At 70.8% G+C, this 15,644-nt stretch carries 13 protein-coding genes and 3 riboswitches; of the genes, 6 read left to right on the top strand and 7 right to left on the bottom strand.

Annotation, left to right across the window (positions count from 1 at the left end):
* Nucleotides 1-481: 481 nt before the first annotated feature.
* Nucleotides 482-547, top strand: a riboswitch (guanidine-III (ykkC-III) riboswitch).
* A gap of 18 nt (nt 548-565) precedes the next feature.
* A complete protein-coding gene (locus tag AB0G16_RS28255) occupies nt 566-889 on the top strand; it encodes a multidrug efflux SMR transporter (RefSeq protein ID WP_362811318.1) in 324 nt (107 codons plus the stop codon).
* Nucleotides 890-1,014: 125 nt separating this feature from the next.
* Nucleotides 1,015-1,482 carry an NUDIX domain-containing protein gene (locus tag AB0G16_RS28260; RefSeq protein ID WP_362811321.1) on the top strand — a complete coding sequence of 156 codons (468 nt, stop codon included), beginning with the start codon at nt 1,015-1,017 and terminating at the stop codon, nt 1,480-1,482.
* A gap of 259 nt (nt 1,483-1,741) precedes the next feature.
* Here AB0G16_RS28260 and AB0G16_RS28265 read toward each other — a convergent pair whose 3' ends face one another.
* Nucleotides 1,742-3,115 carry a ricin-type beta-trefoil lectin domain protein gene (locus AB0G16_RS28265; protein WP_362811324.1) on the bottom strand — a complete coding sequence of 458 codons (1,374 nt, stop codon included), beginning with the start codon at nt 3,113-3,115 and terminating at the stop codon, nt 1,742-1,744.
* 1,363 nt (nt 3,116-4,478) lie between these two features.
* Between AB0G16_RS28265 and AB0G16_RS28270 the strand changes: the two genes are divergently transcribed.
* Nucleotides 4,479-4,976 (top strand): replication initiator, encoded by a 498-nt coding sequence (locus AB0G16_RS28270; RefSeq protein WP_362811451.1) that lies wholly within the window; start codon nt 4,479-4,481, stop codon nt 4,974-4,976.
* A gap of 454 nt (nt 4,977-5,430) precedes the next feature.
* On the opposite strand, the gene AB0G16_RS28275 is transcribed toward AB0G16_RS28270, so the two are convergent.
* From AB0G16_RS28275 to AB0G16_RS28295, 5 genes are all read right to left on the bottom strand, one after another.
* Nucleotides 5,431-6,213: an ABC transporter ATP-binding protein gene (locus tag AB0G16_RS28275; RefSeq protein ID WP_362811328.1), complete on the bottom strand. Its 783-nt coding sequence runs from the start codon at nt 6,211-6,213 to the stop codon at nt 5,431-5,433.
* A complete protein-coding gene (locus AB0G16_RS28280) occupies nt 6,210-7,271 on the bottom strand; it encodes an iron ABC transporter permease (RefSeq protein ID WP_362811330.1) in 1,062 nt (353 codons plus the stop codon). Before AB0G16_RS28280 ends, AB0G16_RS28275 begins: the two co-directional genes overlap by 4 nt.
* Nucleotides 7,272-7,312: 41 nt before the next feature.
* Nucleotides 7,313-8,308 (bottom strand): ABC transporter substrate-binding protein, encoded by a 996-nt coding sequence (locus AB0G16_RS28285; RefSeq protein WP_362811333.1) that lies wholly within the window; start codon nt 8,306-8,308, stop codon nt 7,313-7,315.
* Nucleotides 8,309-8,458: 150 nt separating this feature from the next.
* A riboswitch (cobalamin riboswitch) is annotated at nt 8,459-8,621 on the bottom strand.
* Nucleotides 8,622-8,721: 100 nt separating this feature from the next.
* The gene (locus AB0G16_RS28290; protein WP_362811335.1) at nt 8,722-9,105 is read right to left on the bottom strand and encodes a (2Fe-2S) ferredoxin domain-containing protein; all 384 of its coding nucleotides are present in this window, start codon (nt 9,103-9,105) and stop codon (nt 8,722-8,724) included.
* A 446-nt stretch (nt 9,106-9,551) separates the two neighbouring features.
* Nucleotides 9,552-9,679, bottom strand: a riboswitch (cobalamin riboswitch).
* A gap of 64 nt (nt 9,680-9,743) precedes the next feature.
* On the bottom strand, nt 9,744-10,655 hold the full coding sequence (locus tag AB0G16_RS28295; RefSeq protein WP_362811337.1) for a cobalamin-binding protein: 912 nt from the start codon (nt 10,653-10,655) through the stop codon (nt 9,744-9,746).
* Between the two features lie 279 nt (nt 10,656-10,934).
* Here AB0G16_RS28295 and AB0G16_RS28300 point away from each other — a divergent pair, with 279 nt between their 5' ends.
* The 3 genes from AB0G16_RS28300 to AB0G16_RS28310 all read left to right on the top strand — a co-directional run bounded on the left by AB0G16_RS28300 (nt 10,935) and on the right by AB0G16_RS28310 (nt 13,821).
* The gene (locus AB0G16_RS28300) at nt 10,935-11,507 is read left to right on the top strand and encodes a helix-turn-helix domain-containing protein (protein ID WP_362811340.1); all 573 of its coding nucleotides are present in this window, start codon (nt 10,935-10,937) and stop codon (nt 11,505-11,507) included.
* A gap of 295 nt (nt 11,508-11,802) precedes the next feature.
* Nucleotides 11,803-13,170: a Na+/H+ antiporter NhaA gene (nhaA, locus tag AB0G16_RS28305; RefSeq protein WP_362811343.1), complete on the top strand. Its 1,368-nt coding sequence runs from the start codon at nt 11,803-11,805 to the stop codon at nt 13,168-13,170.
* Between the two features lie 9 nt (nt 13,171-13,179).
* On the top strand, nt 13,180-13,821 hold the full coding sequence (locus AB0G16_RS28310; protein WP_362811345.1) for a response regulator transcription factor: 642 nt from the start codon (nt 13,180-13,182) through the stop codon (nt 13,819-13,821).
* A gap of 142 nt (nt 13,822-13,963) precedes the next feature.
* On the opposite strand, the gene AB0G16_RS28315 is transcribed toward AB0G16_RS28310, so the two are convergent.
* Nucleotides 13,964-15,505 carry an arabinofuranosidase catalytic domain-containing protein gene (locus AB0G16_RS28315; RefSeq protein ID WP_362811348.1) on the bottom strand — a complete coding sequence of 514 codons (1,542 nt, stop codon included), beginning with the start codon at nt 15,503-15,505 and terminating at the stop codon, nt 13,964-13,966.
* Nucleotides 15,506-15,644 lie beyond the last annotated feature (139 nt).

Genomic DNA, 15,644 nt, shown 5'->3' on the forward strand with positions numbered 1-15,644 from the left:
AGATGAAGCCCAGCCCGATCCGGGTGATCGCCCAGACGTAGGCCGCCGGACGCCGGTCGGCCGAAGCGGGGGTGCCACGCCGGTCGGCCGAAGCGGGGGTGCCCTCCATGACCGGCCCGATGTGAGCGCCCTGTGCGCGAGTGGTGGCCATGACGGCTCCCCTTTCGTGGTGATTCGCGGTTTCTCGTACGTCCTCATTCCATCGCCCGGCCGCGTGCCGCCCACAGTGCCGTACGGCATCCCGCGCGGCCCCGAAGGTCCCGCCCCGGTGGGACCTTCGTCCCTGGGTCACCCCGTACGGGCCGGGTTCGCCCCGGTCCCGGTGACACCGGTGACACTGGTGACACCGAGGACACCGAGGACACCGAGGACACCGACGGCACCGACGGCGAGGGCCTCGCAGGGCACCCGGCCGCACCCCTCGGGGAGCCCCGCCTCCGGCGCGGCGGGAATCAGAACGGGACGGCCGCCGTTGTCGCGAATGCGGCTCCGGACGGGATCCGCCCGGACGAGACGCGCCGTACCCGGCCTGAAAAGACGACGCTCCTTGCCGGAGGGAGCCGTCATGGCCTGGATCATGATCATTGTCGCGGGGCTGTTCGAGGTCGTCATGGCCTACTCGCTCAAGCTCAGCGACGGGTTCTCCGTACCGCTGCCGAGCGCCGGTTTCGTCGTCTCGGCCGTTCTCAGCTTCGGCCTCCTCGCGCTCGCCCTCAAGAGCCTCGACGTCGGTACGGCCTACGCCGTCTGGACGGGCATCGGCGCCGTCGGCACCGCGACCCTGGGCATGATCCTCCTGGGCGAGGACGCGTCCCCCATCAAGATCGTCTCGATTCTCCTGATCCTCAGCGGGGTGGTCGGCCTCAACCTGGCGGGCGGCGGTCACTGACCGGCGCCGTCACATCCGTGGCGTAGCCCCGCCGGGGCCGGCGCGGCGAGATCAACTCATCGGCGGTCGAACCCCGTGCCCCTCGCGTAAAGTGATCATCCATGACGGACGCGCACACGCCTGACGTGAAATCCTGCATCACCCGGGGCGGCCGACCGGCCTTCGTGGTGAACGTCGAGGTCTTCCTGAACAGGGACGGCCGCTGGCTGCTCATCAGACGGGGCGCGCGGGAGGCGCACGCCCCCGGCACGCTCGCCGGTGTCGGCGGCAAGGTCGAGCCCGAGGGCGCCGGGGCCGATGCGCTGGAGGAGACCGCCCGCCGGGAGGTCATGGAGGAGGTCGGCGTCGACCTGACGGGGACCGAGCTCACCTACGTGGAGAGCGGTTTCTTCGTGACCGACGACGGCGATCCGGTGATCAACGTGGTGTTCTCGGGCCGGATCCCGGCTCACGTCCAGCCGGTCGCCGCCTCCGCCGAGGAGGTCGCGGGGATCGTCTGGCTCACCACCGCCGAGGCCGAAGCCGATCCGGACTGCCCGCCGTGGATTCTGCGCCCCCTTCGGCGCATGACGTCCAGCGTGTCCGACACGTGATCTCGGTGGTGCGGTGCTCTGCCGGACTCAAGCGGTGGCGAGCCGTCGCGGCCCGCTGCGACAAGCTCGCCGACCGCTACCTCGCGGGCGTCACCGTCGCCTCCCTGCTGCCCTGACTCCGCCACACCGAATCGCCGGACACGCCTCAGGGCGGGCAGACATGCGAAAACGGCCCCGCCGTTGAAGGCGATCCCCCACCGGGACGGTCACTTTCCCCGGTGAGGGATCCCGAAGGTGTCTCAGAGCTCGGAAAAGAGGATCAGCTCCTGGTCCAGCGCTGGTTGCCGGTCCCCAGGCAGGTCCAGATGTGGACCTTGGTGCCGTTGGCGGTGCCGTTGCCGGACACGTCCAGGCACTTGCCGCTGCCGATCGCGGTGATGCTGCCGTCGGTGTTCAGGCGCCACTTCTGGTTGTTCTGGCCGTTGCAGTCCCAGATGAGCACCGCGGTGCCGTTGGCGGTCCCGGCCCCGTTGACGTCCAGGCACTTGTTGCCGTAGACCCGTAGTTCCTGCGCGGCGGTGGAGGTCCACCGCTGGTTGGCCTGCCCGTTGCAGTCCCAGATCTGGGCCAGCGCGCCGTTGGCCTGGGAGGCGCCGTTGACGTCCAGGCACCGGTTCGACCCCCCGCCCCGCAGGGCACTCGTGCTCCCCGGCGTCGCAGAGGGCGACGGGGTGACCGAGGGGGTCGGCGTCGGCGTCGGGTTCGTGCCCCCGAACTGCGAGAAGAAGTTGTACACCACCGGCCCGGTCCAGGACCTCTCGTGGGGGTTGTAGTCGCCGGGGGACCCGTCCCAGGGACCAGGGGTGTGACCTGCGTCGAAAGCGGCCCATGCGACCGGATACCCGGCCCGGCACCCCGAGTAGTAGGTGACGATGTGCGTCAGACTGCCCTGCGCCGGCTCCGGTGGGTTCTGGGGGGTGCAGCCGTTGTTCCTGACGAACCTGTCACGCAGCGACCGGCCCGAGGAGATGTTGAGCGGGTCCCTGAGGCCGTGCAGGCCGATGTACGCGATGGGTTCGGTGCCGCCGCTACATCCGCTGAGCTGCGCGCCGGCGTAGACCGCGACCGCGCGGAAGGTCGTCGCCCGGGCACACGCGAGCGCGTAGCTCATGCCACCGCCGTAGCTGAAGCCCATGGCGAAGCGCTGGGAGGTGTCGACACACAGATCGGCGTCGATCCGCCGGATGATGTCGTCGACGAAGGTGACGTCCTCACCGCCGGAGTTGGCCCAGCCGTTGTTGAGGCCCTGGGGCGCGACGAAGATCGCGTTGCTGTTCGCCAGCGCCCTCTGCCCGTAGTAGGACCAGGGGTATCCGCTGGTTCCGCCCGAGTCGACGTCGCCGGCGGTGCCACCGTTCCAGTGGAACCCGAAGAACACCCGGTAGGGGGTGGTGTTGTTGTAGTTGTCGGGAAGCCTGAGGATGTAGCTGCGATTCTTCCCGCCGGTCGTGATCGACTGCGAACCGCTTCTCAGCGTCGGGGTCTTGCCGCACCCCGCGGTGGGTGCGAGGGCGCCGGCACCCGTGGACGACGTGGTTCCGCCGAGGCTGTTGCTCAGCGCCGCGTGACCCGTGGACAGGACGAGAAGTGCCGCGACCGCGATCGCCCCGAAGAGGGATCCCTTCTTCGACATCACGCGACTCCCTCTGCGGTTCGAACATCGACACGTCTGAATGGGGACACCACTTGGTTCTCCTTCATCGGGGGGTGGGAACCTCAGCCGGCCGGTGTGGCGGCTCGACACCGCTTCGTTGGTCTCCGCGCTGACCACCACGTCCGGCCGGTTCTTGCCGGTGTTGCCGGACAACCGCCGTTGCCGGACAACCGCGTCCTGGTTCGAGGCGGCCGGAACCGTTCGCGTCACCGTCGTGGACGACGATGTCCGGCCTGGCCTCCGTGGCCTCCGGCCTCCGTGGCCTCGGCCGGTACGGCTCAGCCGTGAGCCGCCTGGTGAAGTTCACCTGCGCGATCGGCCTGCCGTCACTGATCCGCGTGGCCATCCTGAAGCCGCCCTCACGGCGGTGGCAGGGCCGGCGAGTACCGTCCCGCACTCGGCACCGGCAGCCGGTGACTCCGGCGCGGGTCGCGTTCGCGTAGCTCGTTCCGATCGCTCACATGATTCTCCAGACATACCGCGGTGTCCGGCGAATGGCACCACGGGGGGATCCTGGGGGACTGCGTGAGTCGAGGCGGCCAGGCCACGACGCACGACCGCCACGGAGTGCCCCACTCCGGACGCGGCCCAGCCGAGGAGACCTCCAACAGGAGGCATCCCGGAGACTTAGCTACTAGTTACGTTCCTCACGCTGAGGCGCGTCAAGGCTTTAAGCCTACTTATTTCTGACTCCTCATCGGGGGTGCCTTGTCAGAGTGAGAGCTCTTCCGAGCATAACTGCAGCTAGGCGGCTCCATCTTTCCCTCCGCCGGTTCAAGGATCCGGCCGGTTCGCCAGATGTATAGCATTCATTTCCGGGCGGAAAGCAGAGATTGATGCTGGTGCCACCCTCAGCTGGTCGTACTCCCCGTGAGCGGAGTGCGCGGGTGGCGCGGACGCGGCGCCGCCAGGACACGCCCGACGCCGTCGCACCGGTCGCCCGCGGCGGCCGGCATGAGCCCCTCGTGCGCCGGCAACGCCCTGCTCGGGAGGGAAGAGAGAGGGGCCGCCCGACCGCCGCAGGAGGGTCACGGGTGAAAGTTTCACCGCGCCGCGCTCCTGGGAAGCAGCGAACACGCTTGGGCGAAAGCAGCTGGGACCCGGTCGTCGAACAGTGGCCCGGGATGCAGGACCCGCCGATTCTTGACAGGCATTCCTGGCTTCGTGTCTACTCTGCCGCACCACCCACAGCCAAGCCCGCCGGGCAGAGGACACGCCTTGATGAACGTATGTGAGCGTTAACAAAGACACTCGACGCGAGCGTCCCGCCCCAGACGCTCTGTCCAGTCCGTTTGACGTAGGAACGTGAGCGTTACCGTCACCGGAAGCACTCCCCGCTGTCCTGGCTCGACAGCTCGACGCGCCTCGTGCTCACCTGCGTGAGGTGTCTGCACCTGTCGTATGCCAGGTCGCCGAGTACCAGGCGCGCGGCCTGGTCCACTTCCACGCGGTGATCCGCCTCGACGGCCCGGACGGCCCTGCCTCCCCTGCCCCGGGCCGGGCGACCGTCCCGCTGCTGGACACCGCGATCCGGCAGGCCGCCGCACAGGTCGTGGTGCCCGCCTCCAAGCAGTCGCCGGACGCTCCTCCGTCGGTCCTGCTGCGCTGGGGTGACCAACTCGACGTGCGACCGGTCTACCTCTCCACCGACCTTGACGGCGTCGGTGACCAGCGAGTGAGATTTTCTCAGGCCGAACGAAGTGGGCGACAGCAGACCTGCGCTACCAGCCAAGACATCTCGGCGAACTTATGGACGGTCCGCCGTTGGCCAGAAATGGGCGTGGAGCCCCCGGTAGATGAGGTCTCATCACAAGATCTTCCGAGACCGGGAACCACGTGATCGCCTACCCTGCCACGCTCGGCGTTTCTCGTGAACTGGTTCGCCACGTCGGAGGACTGCTCTGCAACGAGCGGCTACGTCGCGGCACCCCCACGGGCACCCGACGCCCGACCTGCTTCTACCAAGCACTTTCGCGCTGGTCTGGCTCCGCTGCAAGCCCGACATTCGTCCGCACGGCATCGCCTTCGGATGGTCACGGGTCACCGCCTACCGCTACCTGCACGAGGCCATCGACGTCCTGGCCGACCAATCCCCCGGCCTGCACCAGACCCTGCAGAAAGCCAGAGCCGTCGACATACCCCACCTCATCCTGGACGCTCGTCCTCGTACATTTCGAGCACGGCCGAATCAATTGAGATTCAGTGAGAAAACGTCATCACACGGGAGCTCCGTTCGTGAAAAGCGCACGGCGAGCGAACCGGATGGCGGGTCCGGCCTTTCATGCGAAGGGGGTTCAGTTCGTGAGGCGGCTCCCTCCGGTTCGCAGGCTCACCTGCGGCACCCCCGTCTCCGGGTGGATCGCCACCTCGGCGTCGACCCGGTAGACCTCGGCGAGCAGGGCGGGGGTCAGCACGTCGGCGGGGGTGCCGAGCGCGACGACGCGGCCGGCGTCCATGACGCAGACGCGGTCGCAGAACGCGGCGGCCATGTTGAGGTCGTGCAGGGCGACCACGGCGGTGACGCCGAGGCCGCGCACCAGGTTCAGCGCGTCGAGCTGGTGGCGCAGGTCCAGGTGGTTGGTCGGCTCGTCCAGCACCATCGTGGCCGGTCGCTGGGCCAGCGCCCGCGCGATCAGCGCCCGCTGCTTCTCCCCGCCGGAGAGGCGGTCGAAGGGCGCGTACGCCAGGCCTGCCAGGTCGAGGCGTTCCAGCGCGTCGGCGACGATCGCCCTGTCGGTCGCGTCGTCACCGTCGAAGGCCCGTTTGTGGGGGGTGCGGCCCATGGCGACGACGTCGTACACCGACAGCTCGAAGTCTCCGCCGCTCTCCTGCAGGACGGCGGCCAGCCGGCGGGCCAGGCGGCGGGCGGGCATGCGCCACACGTCCTCGCCGTCCAGCAGCACCCGGCCGCCGGTCGGCCTGCGCGCCCGGTAGAGGGTGCGCAGCAGCGTCGACTTGCCCGCGCCGTTGGGTCCGGCCAGGGCGAGCATCTCCCCCTCGGCGACCTCCAGCGAGACCCGGTGGACCAGGTCACGGCCGCCGACGCGGACCGACACGTCCTCCACGGTCACTGTCATGTGGAGCGCCTCCGCATCAGCCACAGGAAGAACGGCCCGCCGACCAGCGCGGTGACGATGCCCACGGGGACCTCCTCCGGCGCGATCAGGGTGCGGGCGGCCAGGTCGGCCGCGATGAGGAAGACCGCCCCCAGCAGCGCCGTCGCCGGGAGCGCCCGGCGGTGGTCGGCACCGATCAGCAGCCGCACGACGTGCGGCATGATCAGTCCCACGAAGCCGATGGTGCCGCTGACCGCGACGATCGTGCCGACCATCATGGCGACCAGCACGAACAGCGCCGCCCGGAAGCGGTGCACGTCCAGCCCGAGCGAGGCCGCGGCCTCCTCCCCGGCCAGCAGCAGGTTCAGCGGGCGCGACACCCCGAGCAGCACGGCGGTCCCCACCACGACGGTCGCCGCCGGGATCCACACCACCGTCCAGGTGGTTCCGGCCAGGCCGCCCAGCATCCAGCGCACCGCCGCCTGCGTCTTGTGCGGGTCGTTGGAGGTCACCACCAGGAAGCTGGCCACGGCCGACAAGACCTCTGCCGTGGCCACCCCGGCCAGCACCAGCCGCATCGTGGTCATGCGCCCGCCCGAGCGGGCCAGGAAGTAGACCGCCACCAGCGCGGCCAGCGCCCCGAGGAAGGCCGCGATCGGCAGGCTGAACGCCCCGAACACGCTCAGGCCGAACACCACCACGGTGACCGCCCCGACGCCGGCGCCGGAGGAGACCCCCAGCAGCATCGGGTCGGCCAGCGGGTTGCGCACCAGCGCCTGCAGGACCATGCCGCAGACCGCAAGGCCCGCGCCGACCGCGCCGGCCAGGACGACCCGCGGCAGCCGCACATCCATCACGATGGTCTCCCGCACCGGTGTCCAGACCGGTTCGGCCAGGGCGGGATGCAGGTGATGGAGCAGGATGCCCCACACCTGCCCGGCCGGCAGGGCCACCGACCCGGCCGCGACGGCCGCGGTGACCGCACCGCCGAGCAGGAACACGAGCACGAGCATCACGACCGGGTAGGGCGGTCCCGGCCTCCGTGCCGGCAGCACGGCGCCCACGTCCGGTTCGCTCACCTGAAGTGATCTCACTTGAAGCGGTCTCACGTGAAGCGGTCTCACTTGAAGCGGTCGGCGTGCAGCTGCCGGGCCAGCGCCTCGACGGCTCCCGGCGCCCGCACGCCGAGCACCACCGACGACAGCGGCAGCACCGCGAACCGCCTGTTCTTGATGGCCGGCACGTCCTTCAGTGCTGGGTTGGCCAGCAGGAACCTCTCCTTGTCGGCCACCGGCCGGTCGCCGTAGTCGTAGACGACGACCCAGTCGGGGGCACGCTCGGCGACCTGCTCGAACGACACATCCCCCCACACCTTGTCGACGTCGGCGAACACGTTCTCCGCTCCGGCCAGCTTGATGATCTCGTTGCCGACACCCCTGCCCCCGGCGGTGAAGGCGGTCTTGTCACCGCTGTCGTAGACGAACACCTTGACCGGGTCGGCCTCGCCGAGCGTGGTCCTCACCCCGTCGAGGGTCGCCCGCAATGTGGTGATCAACGGTTCGGCCCGGTCGGAGACGCCGAAGATCTTCGCGACGTTGCGGATCTCGGTGTCGATCAGGTCCATCGGCACCGCCCCTTCGGCGCACTCCTCGACGTTCAGGTACGTCTTGATGCCGGCCTTGTGCAGGGTGTCGCGGCTGCGGCCCTCCTTCTCGTCGAAGGTGCTGGCGAAGCCGCCGTAGACGAAGTCGGGCTCCTCGGCCAGCAGGGCCTCGTACGCCGGATACTCCTTCGAGACGACCTTGACGGCGTCGTAGGCCGCCTTGTACTGCGGCAGTACCCTGTCGTCGAGGTAGGCGGTACCGATCATCGATTTTTCCAGGCCGAGCGCCAGCATCACCTCGGTGGCGTGCTGGTTCATCGATATCGCCCGCCGCGGTGGCTGCTCGTAGGTGCTCTTCACACCGCAGTTGTCGAGAGTGACCGGGAAGCCCGCGGGCGCGGAGGCCGCCGGGGCGGCGGCCGGGACGTTCTCAGCCGGGGCGCCGCCGCAGGCGGCCAGCACTCCGGACACCAAGAAGGCGAGCAGGAGGGAGGTGGGGCGTCTGCCCGTCATGACGTGTTCCTCTCACGGAATCTGCACGACGGGGCGGATCTGAAAGAGGGAATGCCACAGGGCTTCTCGGCGCGGCCACCGGCTCGACGGGCACGAGAGCCCCACTCCTCCCCGGGGAGATCCGCCCCAGTTCATCGAGGAGGCGACCGCGTGAGTCTCCTGGCTCTCGGGTCGAGGCTCGTCCCCGCCTTCCCACCCCGGGGAGGGGCAGTGGCGTGGTGGGGATCCGCTCGCCGATCACAGTGGCGGGACCGCGCCGGACTTGCACCGGCTTCCTCGTCCGCGCTCGCCTTTGCACCATCATCACACGAACCGGGCCGGCGCACACGAGCGGGATGCCCTTATCGCGATAAATTCGCATCAGAGTCAAGGTCGCGATAAGCCTGGGCGGACAGGTCTCACCCGGGCCGATGTCACCGGCGCGGGACCGAGGTGTCCATCGTCGGAGGATCGGCATCGCGGGGCGGGAGACGGCGCGGCGGGGTGAAACGGTGCAGTTCGAGGATCGGCGGCAACGGAACCAGGCCTGGACCACCGGCGCGGACCCACTCGGCGACATCGGCCGTGGCGCTCTCGTCGTTGACGAGGGCGAGCCACACCGGACGGCCACCGGCCGCCCGCCCCTCCGGTGTCGGCTGCACGACGAGGACGTTGGCCTGGTCGCACACGTCGAGGCACTCGGTCACGCGTACGTCCGCGACCTCGGCCAGCCGGCGGATCTGCTCGCCGTGGTCGAGGGCGGGCGCCTTCCGCGCACTCCCGCAGCAGCAGTCCCGGCACACGGTGATCCTTTTCATGCGTTCCCCCCTCGGACGGGCCGGCGGCGCGACACGCGACCGTCACATGTACTGACGTGGGCGGCTTTCACGTGCGGGGTGCCGGCGGCCGAAGCCGTCGGTGTGGCTGATGCGGGTCCTCCGGCCTGTCGCAGGAGCAGGGCCCGCTGCTCGCGGCGCGTGCCGGGGCCGGCCGGCGCGCACTCGCCGCAGTCGCCGCAGTCGCCGCCGGAAGGCGGTGGTACGGACAGCAGCCGCGCCGGACGAGGAACGGCTGCCCGGGAGCGGGTTCGACCAGGTCGCCGCTGCCCCGAAGTGCTCCCCGGGTGAGCAGTCCGCGGCCGGGCGCGATGGCCCGCGCGCGGCGGCCGAACCGCCCAGGGCCGGCAGGCCGAGGTCCAGGCATGACGATCACCGTTCCTCTCTTGGGGAGATCCGCCCCAATTTCTTCGAGGTGGCGACCGCGTGAGTCTCCTGGCTCTCGGGTCGAGGCTCGTCCCGGCCTTCCCACCCGTCCTGCGGGCAGTGGCTCGTTCGGGATTCGCTCGCCGATCACAGTGGCGGGACCGCGCCGGACTCACACCGGCTTCCTCGTCCGCGCTCGCCTACGCCGACCATGCTCGCACACCCCTCGTCAGCGACAAAGGGCGCATCAAGCGTCAGACCCGGTGCGCCTCCCCGCGTGCGACGGGAGCGCCGGCGCGCACGCCGTGGAGCACCTGGGCGAGGACCTCCGTCCCCCGCACCACGCGAGGTCCGGGCCTGTTGAAGTACGCCGGGCCGTCCAGCACCCACACCTGGCCCGCGCGGACCGCGGGCAGGTCGGCCCAGCCCGGAAGGAGGGACAGCGAGGACCACTCCGCCCGCGTCCGCTCGGGAGGAAAGCCGCAGGGCATCAACAGGATCACCTCGGGCCGGGAGGCACGCACCCTCTCCCAGTCGACGGCGGTGGTGTGTTCGCCCGCCCCGGCCAGCAGCGGCTCACCACCCGCCGCCCGGACCTGCTCGGGGACCCAGTGACCGGCGGGCCACGGCGGATCCAGCCACTCGATCGCCGCCACCCGAGGCCTCGGCCGGTCCGCGACCATGGACCGCACCGCCGCGAGCCGGTCCTCCAGCTCGGCGACCCGCCGGGACGCCACGTTCGTCACCCCGAGCGCCTCGCCGAGATGCCCGACGGAGTCCAGCACGTCGGGAAGCGTGCGCGGTTCCAGGCTGATCACCCGCGGTCCCGAGTCGAGCAGCCGCACCGCCCGCGACACCCCCGTGTAGGAGACCGCGCACACCTCGCACAGGTCCTGCGTCAGCACCACGTCGGGCGCCAGGTCCGCCAGACGTTCCACGTCGAGCGTGTACAGCGACGAGCCCCGGTGGGCGGCGCCGCCCACCGCGTCGGAGATCTCCCTGCTGCTCATCCGGTCCGCGGCGAACCCGGCCGCCGTGACCACCGCCACCCCTTCCACCACCTCGGGCGGCCAATCACACTCGTGGGTCCGTCCGACCAGGTCACCGCCCAGCCCGAGCACCGCCACGATGTCGGTGGCGGCCGGCAACAACGACACGATTCGCACACCACGACCCTAGCCGCGCCTCGTTCCCGCGCCGTCGTCATGGCGCGCGGAGATCCACATGAGGAGCGGCGCGGGCCGGCCCCGCGCCGATCCGCCGCCGCGACCCCCGCTCGGCCGTTCGTCTGATCAGAGGGCCGGGCGGCAGTGGATCACGACGGGCGGGGCCCCCGGCAATCATCCGGCAAAGTGGAATGACCTGCGCATATGCATTGTTACCCCTCACGCCAGAGCAGTCCTCCGGTCCATCGGGGCTCTGTGACGACAGGGGGAGAGATGACCATGACCGTGCCCGCACGGGCCCACGAGCAGGTGGCCCGGGCGGCGCTCGACCTGTTCGCGGCGAACGGCTACGAGCGAACGACACTGCAGATGATCGCCTCCGCCACCGGCCTGTCCGGCAGAGCGGTCACCGGCCTGTTCCGGACCAAGGACGCGTTGCTCGACGCGGCGCTGGCCCCCCTGCTGGCCGATCTCGAACTGCTCTCCGCGGAGAACGCGTCCGGGAGTGCCCGGCCGCCGCTGGAGGGGTTCATCGGTTTCCTGGTCAAGCACCGGACCGTCATCACCCTGATGGACCGGGACCCCGGGATCCGCACCAGGCCGGTCATCGGCGCGCGGATGGAGCGCTACCGCGACGAGATGCGCGGCCTGTGCGACGACGGGCGCTCCGACCCGTGGGAACGCGTCTACCTGACCGCCGCGCTGGGCGGGCTGATCAGCGCCGCGGCTTCCTTCCCGGAGATGTCCGACGAGGAGTTGCACCGCGGCCTGCGGCTGACCGGTATCCGCCTGCTCGGGCGAGGGCGCAGGACCCCCCGGCCGGCCCCCGCCCTGGTCTCGCAGACGTGGTGAGAACGATAACGGCGGGCACGGGGGCGCCGAAGACGATCACGGCGGGCACGGGCGCCGGCGACACGGGCATGATCACGGCGGGCGCGGGAACGATCGGGACGATCACGGCGGGGACGCGCGACGACGGCCGCGGCGGTCACCGGCAGGACCGCCACGACCTGGGAGAACGCCGGAGATCCGGCCGTACGGGCCCCCTGCCCGGCGGCTTCGGCCGGGCCCACCGATAGGATCGACCCCATAGGTGCGCCGGGAAGTCTGGTCGGCAGTCTCCGACCCGACCCTGAAACGGAGCCCCATGTCCAATCCCCTGTCCGGCGTGTCCAGTCTGTTCAGCCGGGGCTCATGGGCCGAGACCAGCCGTGTGACCGCCATCCTCCGCAGGGAGACCGTCGGCGGGGCCCTGCTCCTGGTCGCCACGGTGGCGGCGATGATCTGGGCCAACTCCCCCTGGTCGGACGGGTACCAGACCCTGCGCGAGGTCACGGTCGGTCCCGCCGCCCTGCACCTGGACCTGACCCTGGCGACCTGGGCCGCCGACGGCCTGCTCGCGATCTTCTTCTTCGTGGCCGGTCTGGAGCTCAAACGCGAGTTCGTCGCCGGCGACCTGCGCCAGGCGCGGCGGGCCGCGGTGCCGGTGGCGGCCGCGCTCGGCGGCGTGATCGTCCCGGCGGTGCTGTACCTGCTGCTCACCCTGAACGCCGGGGACGGCGCGGGGCGGGGCTGGGCGATCCCCACGGCCACCGACATCGCGTTCGCCCTGGCCGTGCTGGCGGTCATCGGCCGTCACCTGCCCTCGGCGCTGCGCACCTTCCTGCTCACCCTGGCCGTGGTCGACGACCTGGTGGCCATCGTCATCATCGCCGTCTTCTACACCGCGCAGCTTTCGGTGCTGCCGCTGCTGGGCGCCCTGGTGCCGCTGGCGGTGTTCGCGGTGCTGGTGCAGCGCCGGGTGCGCCGCTGGTGGCTGCTGCTGCCCCTGGCCGCGGCGACCTGGACGCTGGTCCACGCCTCGGGAGTACACGCCACCGTCGCCGGTGTGCTGCTGGCCTTCATGGTCCCGGTCGTGCGCAGCGAGAAGGCGGGCGGACCCGAGGCGGGGCCCGGTCTGGCCGAGCACTTCGAGCACCGGCTGCGGCCGCTCTCGTCCGCCGTGGCCGTGCCGATCTTCGCGTTCCTGTCGGCCGGGGTGGCCATCGGCGGCCTGAGCGGCCTGGCCGGCGCTCTGTCCGACCCGGTCGCCGTGGGCATCGTCGCCGGGCTGGTGGTCGGCAAGCCCGTCGGGATCCTGGCCGCGACCTGGCTGGTGGCCCGCTTCACCCGCGCCCGCCTGGACGAGGGCCTGGCCTGGGTGGACGTGGCCGGGCTGGCGATCCTGGCCGGGATCGGCTTCACGGTCTCGCTGCTCATCGGGGAACTGGCCTTCGGGATCGGCAGCGAGCGCGACGATCACGTCAAGGTGGCGGTCCTGGCCGGTTCGCTGACCGCGGCGCTGCTGGCAGCGGTGATCCTGCGCCTGCGCAACCGCGTCTACCGGCGTATCCACGAGGCCGAGTCCGTCGACCAGGACCGCGACGGCGTCCCCGACCTCTACCAGACCGGCCGGGGTCACCCCGGGACCGATGGGGACCTTGGCCTCTATACGGCCCGTCCGGACAGCGGCTAGCGTCGGAACATGATTCGCGTTTTCCTGGTGGACGATCACGAGGTGGTACGGCGGGGCGTGGCCGCGCTGCTGAGCTCCGAGGACGACATCGAGGTGATCGGCGAGGCCGGCACCGCCGAGTCGGCCATCGCCCGCATCCCGGCCCTCAAGCCCGACGTGGCCGTGCTGGACGTGCGCCTGCCCGACGGCAGCGGGGTGGACGTGTGCCGCGAGGTCCGCTCGCGGCTGCCGGGGCTGGCGTGCCTGATGCTGACCTCCTACGCCGACGACGACGCGTTGTTCGAGGCGGTCATGGCGGGGGCGTCGGGGTACGTGCTCAAGCAGATCCACGGCTCGGACCTGGTGGGCGCGGTCCGTACCGTGGCCGCCGGGCAGTCGCTGCTGGACCCGCAGACCACCGCCTCCATGCTGTCGCGGCTGCGGGAGAGGTCGCACAGGGAGGACCCGCTGGCGGCCCTGTCGGACCAGGAGCGGCAGATCCTGGAGCTGATCGGCGAGGGCCTGACCAACCGGCAGATCGGCGAGCGGATGTTCCTGGCCGAGAAGACGGTCAAGAACTACGTCTCCAACCTGCTGGCCAAGCTCAACATGCAGCGCCGCACCCAGGTGGCGGCCATGGCGGCGCGGCTGAAGAACGATCACCGGCGGTGAACGGGCCTCGCCCGCGCGGCGGCGACTTCGGGGGCCGTTCACCCGGTGGGACGGGCGGACGTGACGAAGGTTCCATCCGCCGCCTCCGCCGCCGGCCACCCTCTCCCCGTGGGAGCGGGCGGCCGGCGGCGGACGGGTGTGATCAGCGGTACCCGGCGGCGACGACGTCGGCCTGGACGGCGTTCTCCGTGGCGTCGGAGGGATACCCGGCGACCATGGCCCCCTCGTAGAAGGTGCCCGCGCTGAGGTTGGCGCCTCCGTCGGGCTTGCAGCAGTCGCCGCCACTGCCCAGGATGATGGCCCCCTGCTTCTTCATCGGGCTGTAACCGTTGGGAAGCGAGCCGTCGTACAGGGTGTACAGGCTTCCTGACTGCGCGTTACTGCCCTTGATGGCGAACCGGCTCGTACCGTTGTTCTTCAGGGTGGCGGTGACGAACTTGTGGGGGAAACCCCTCTGGTTGGGGTTCCACGACTGGCTTCCACCGGGGAAGAGCCCCCATTCCAGGTCGGCCTGGACCCAGGGGCCGCTGCCCTGGCATCCGCCGAACCAGCACTGGGTGCTGAAGTTGATGGCGTCCATGGCCCCGGCGGCGTCGGCCTTGCGGGTCGTCTCGCTGTTGCCGTAGTCGAAGCAGCAGCCGTTGTTGACGTGGGTGCCGCTGGTGACCATGTACATGCCCTCGGGCGCGCTGCCGGTGGGCACCCCGGTCAGGTGACCGTCCCGCCAGTAGCTGTTGCCGGGGTTGATGTAGAGGGAGTAGGCCTTGCTGCCGCCGACGGTGAGCGACTCGGTGGTCGCGGTCGCGGGCCTGCTCTGCGGGGAGCCGGGGACCACGCTGGACCCCTGGTACCACAGGTCGTTGCCGCGGCCCGACTGGTCGTACACGACCGTGATGACGCACGCGGTACCGGCGCAGAAGGAGTCCTGGGCCGAGGCGTTGGCGACCCCGCCCGCCGTCAGAACGGCGATGTTCCGGGTGGAGTTGTCCGAGGAGCGCCGGACCTGGTAGAGGTTGCCGCTGTAGGAGCCGTAGAGCGCCCGTGTCGTGCTGTGCGCGGCCACGCACGGCGTGCCGCCCGAGGCGTAGATGTCGCACGAGCGCGCGCCGGGCGGCGGCGGGGTGGGTGTCACGGTGGGCGTCGGGGTGGGCTGGGCGCCGGTGGTCCACTTCTGGTTGGTGGCGCCGGTGCAGGTCCAGATGTGGACCTTGGTGCCGTTGGCCGTGCCGAGACCGGAGACGTCCAGGCACTTGTTCGCGCCGACGGCGGTGATGCTGCCGTCGGAGTTGAGACGCCACTTCTGGTTGTTCTGGCCGTTGCAGTCCCAGATGAGCACCGCGGTGCCGTTGGCGGTGCCGGCGGCGTTGACGTCGAGACACTTGGTGCCGTAGACGCGCAGCTCCTGCGCGGCGGTGGTGGTCCACTGCTGGTTGGCCTGGCCGTTGCAGTCCCAGATGAGCACCGTGGCACCGTTGGCCTGGGAGGCGGCGTTGACGTCCAGGCACCGGCCCGAGCCCGTGCCGATCAGCGGGGTGGTCGCCGCCGAGGCCGGTACCGACCATGTCAGGACGGTCGCCAGCAGGGTCGCCACCGCCGCCACGACGGCCGCGACGGTCGCGGCGGCGGCCGGTCGAGGGCCGCACCGTGCCGGACGGCTCGATGGGTGGTCGGGTAAGGGCCGCATGTCGTGCTCCTCGGGGTAGGCATGGCGAAGACGGTCGCGGGCGGGAGGCCGCGGGGCCTCACGCGGGCGGCCGGAGGCGGTGCGGGCTCGTCCGGTCGGCGAGACGGAGGAGGCGCGAAACGCCGCTCGGACGCCGGTC

The sequence above is a fragment of the Streptosporangium sp. NPDC023615 genome, assembly GCF_040640155.1.
Classification (GTDB): domain Bacteria; phylum Actinomycetota; class Actinomycetes; order Streptosporangiales; family Streptosporangiaceae; genus Streptosporangium.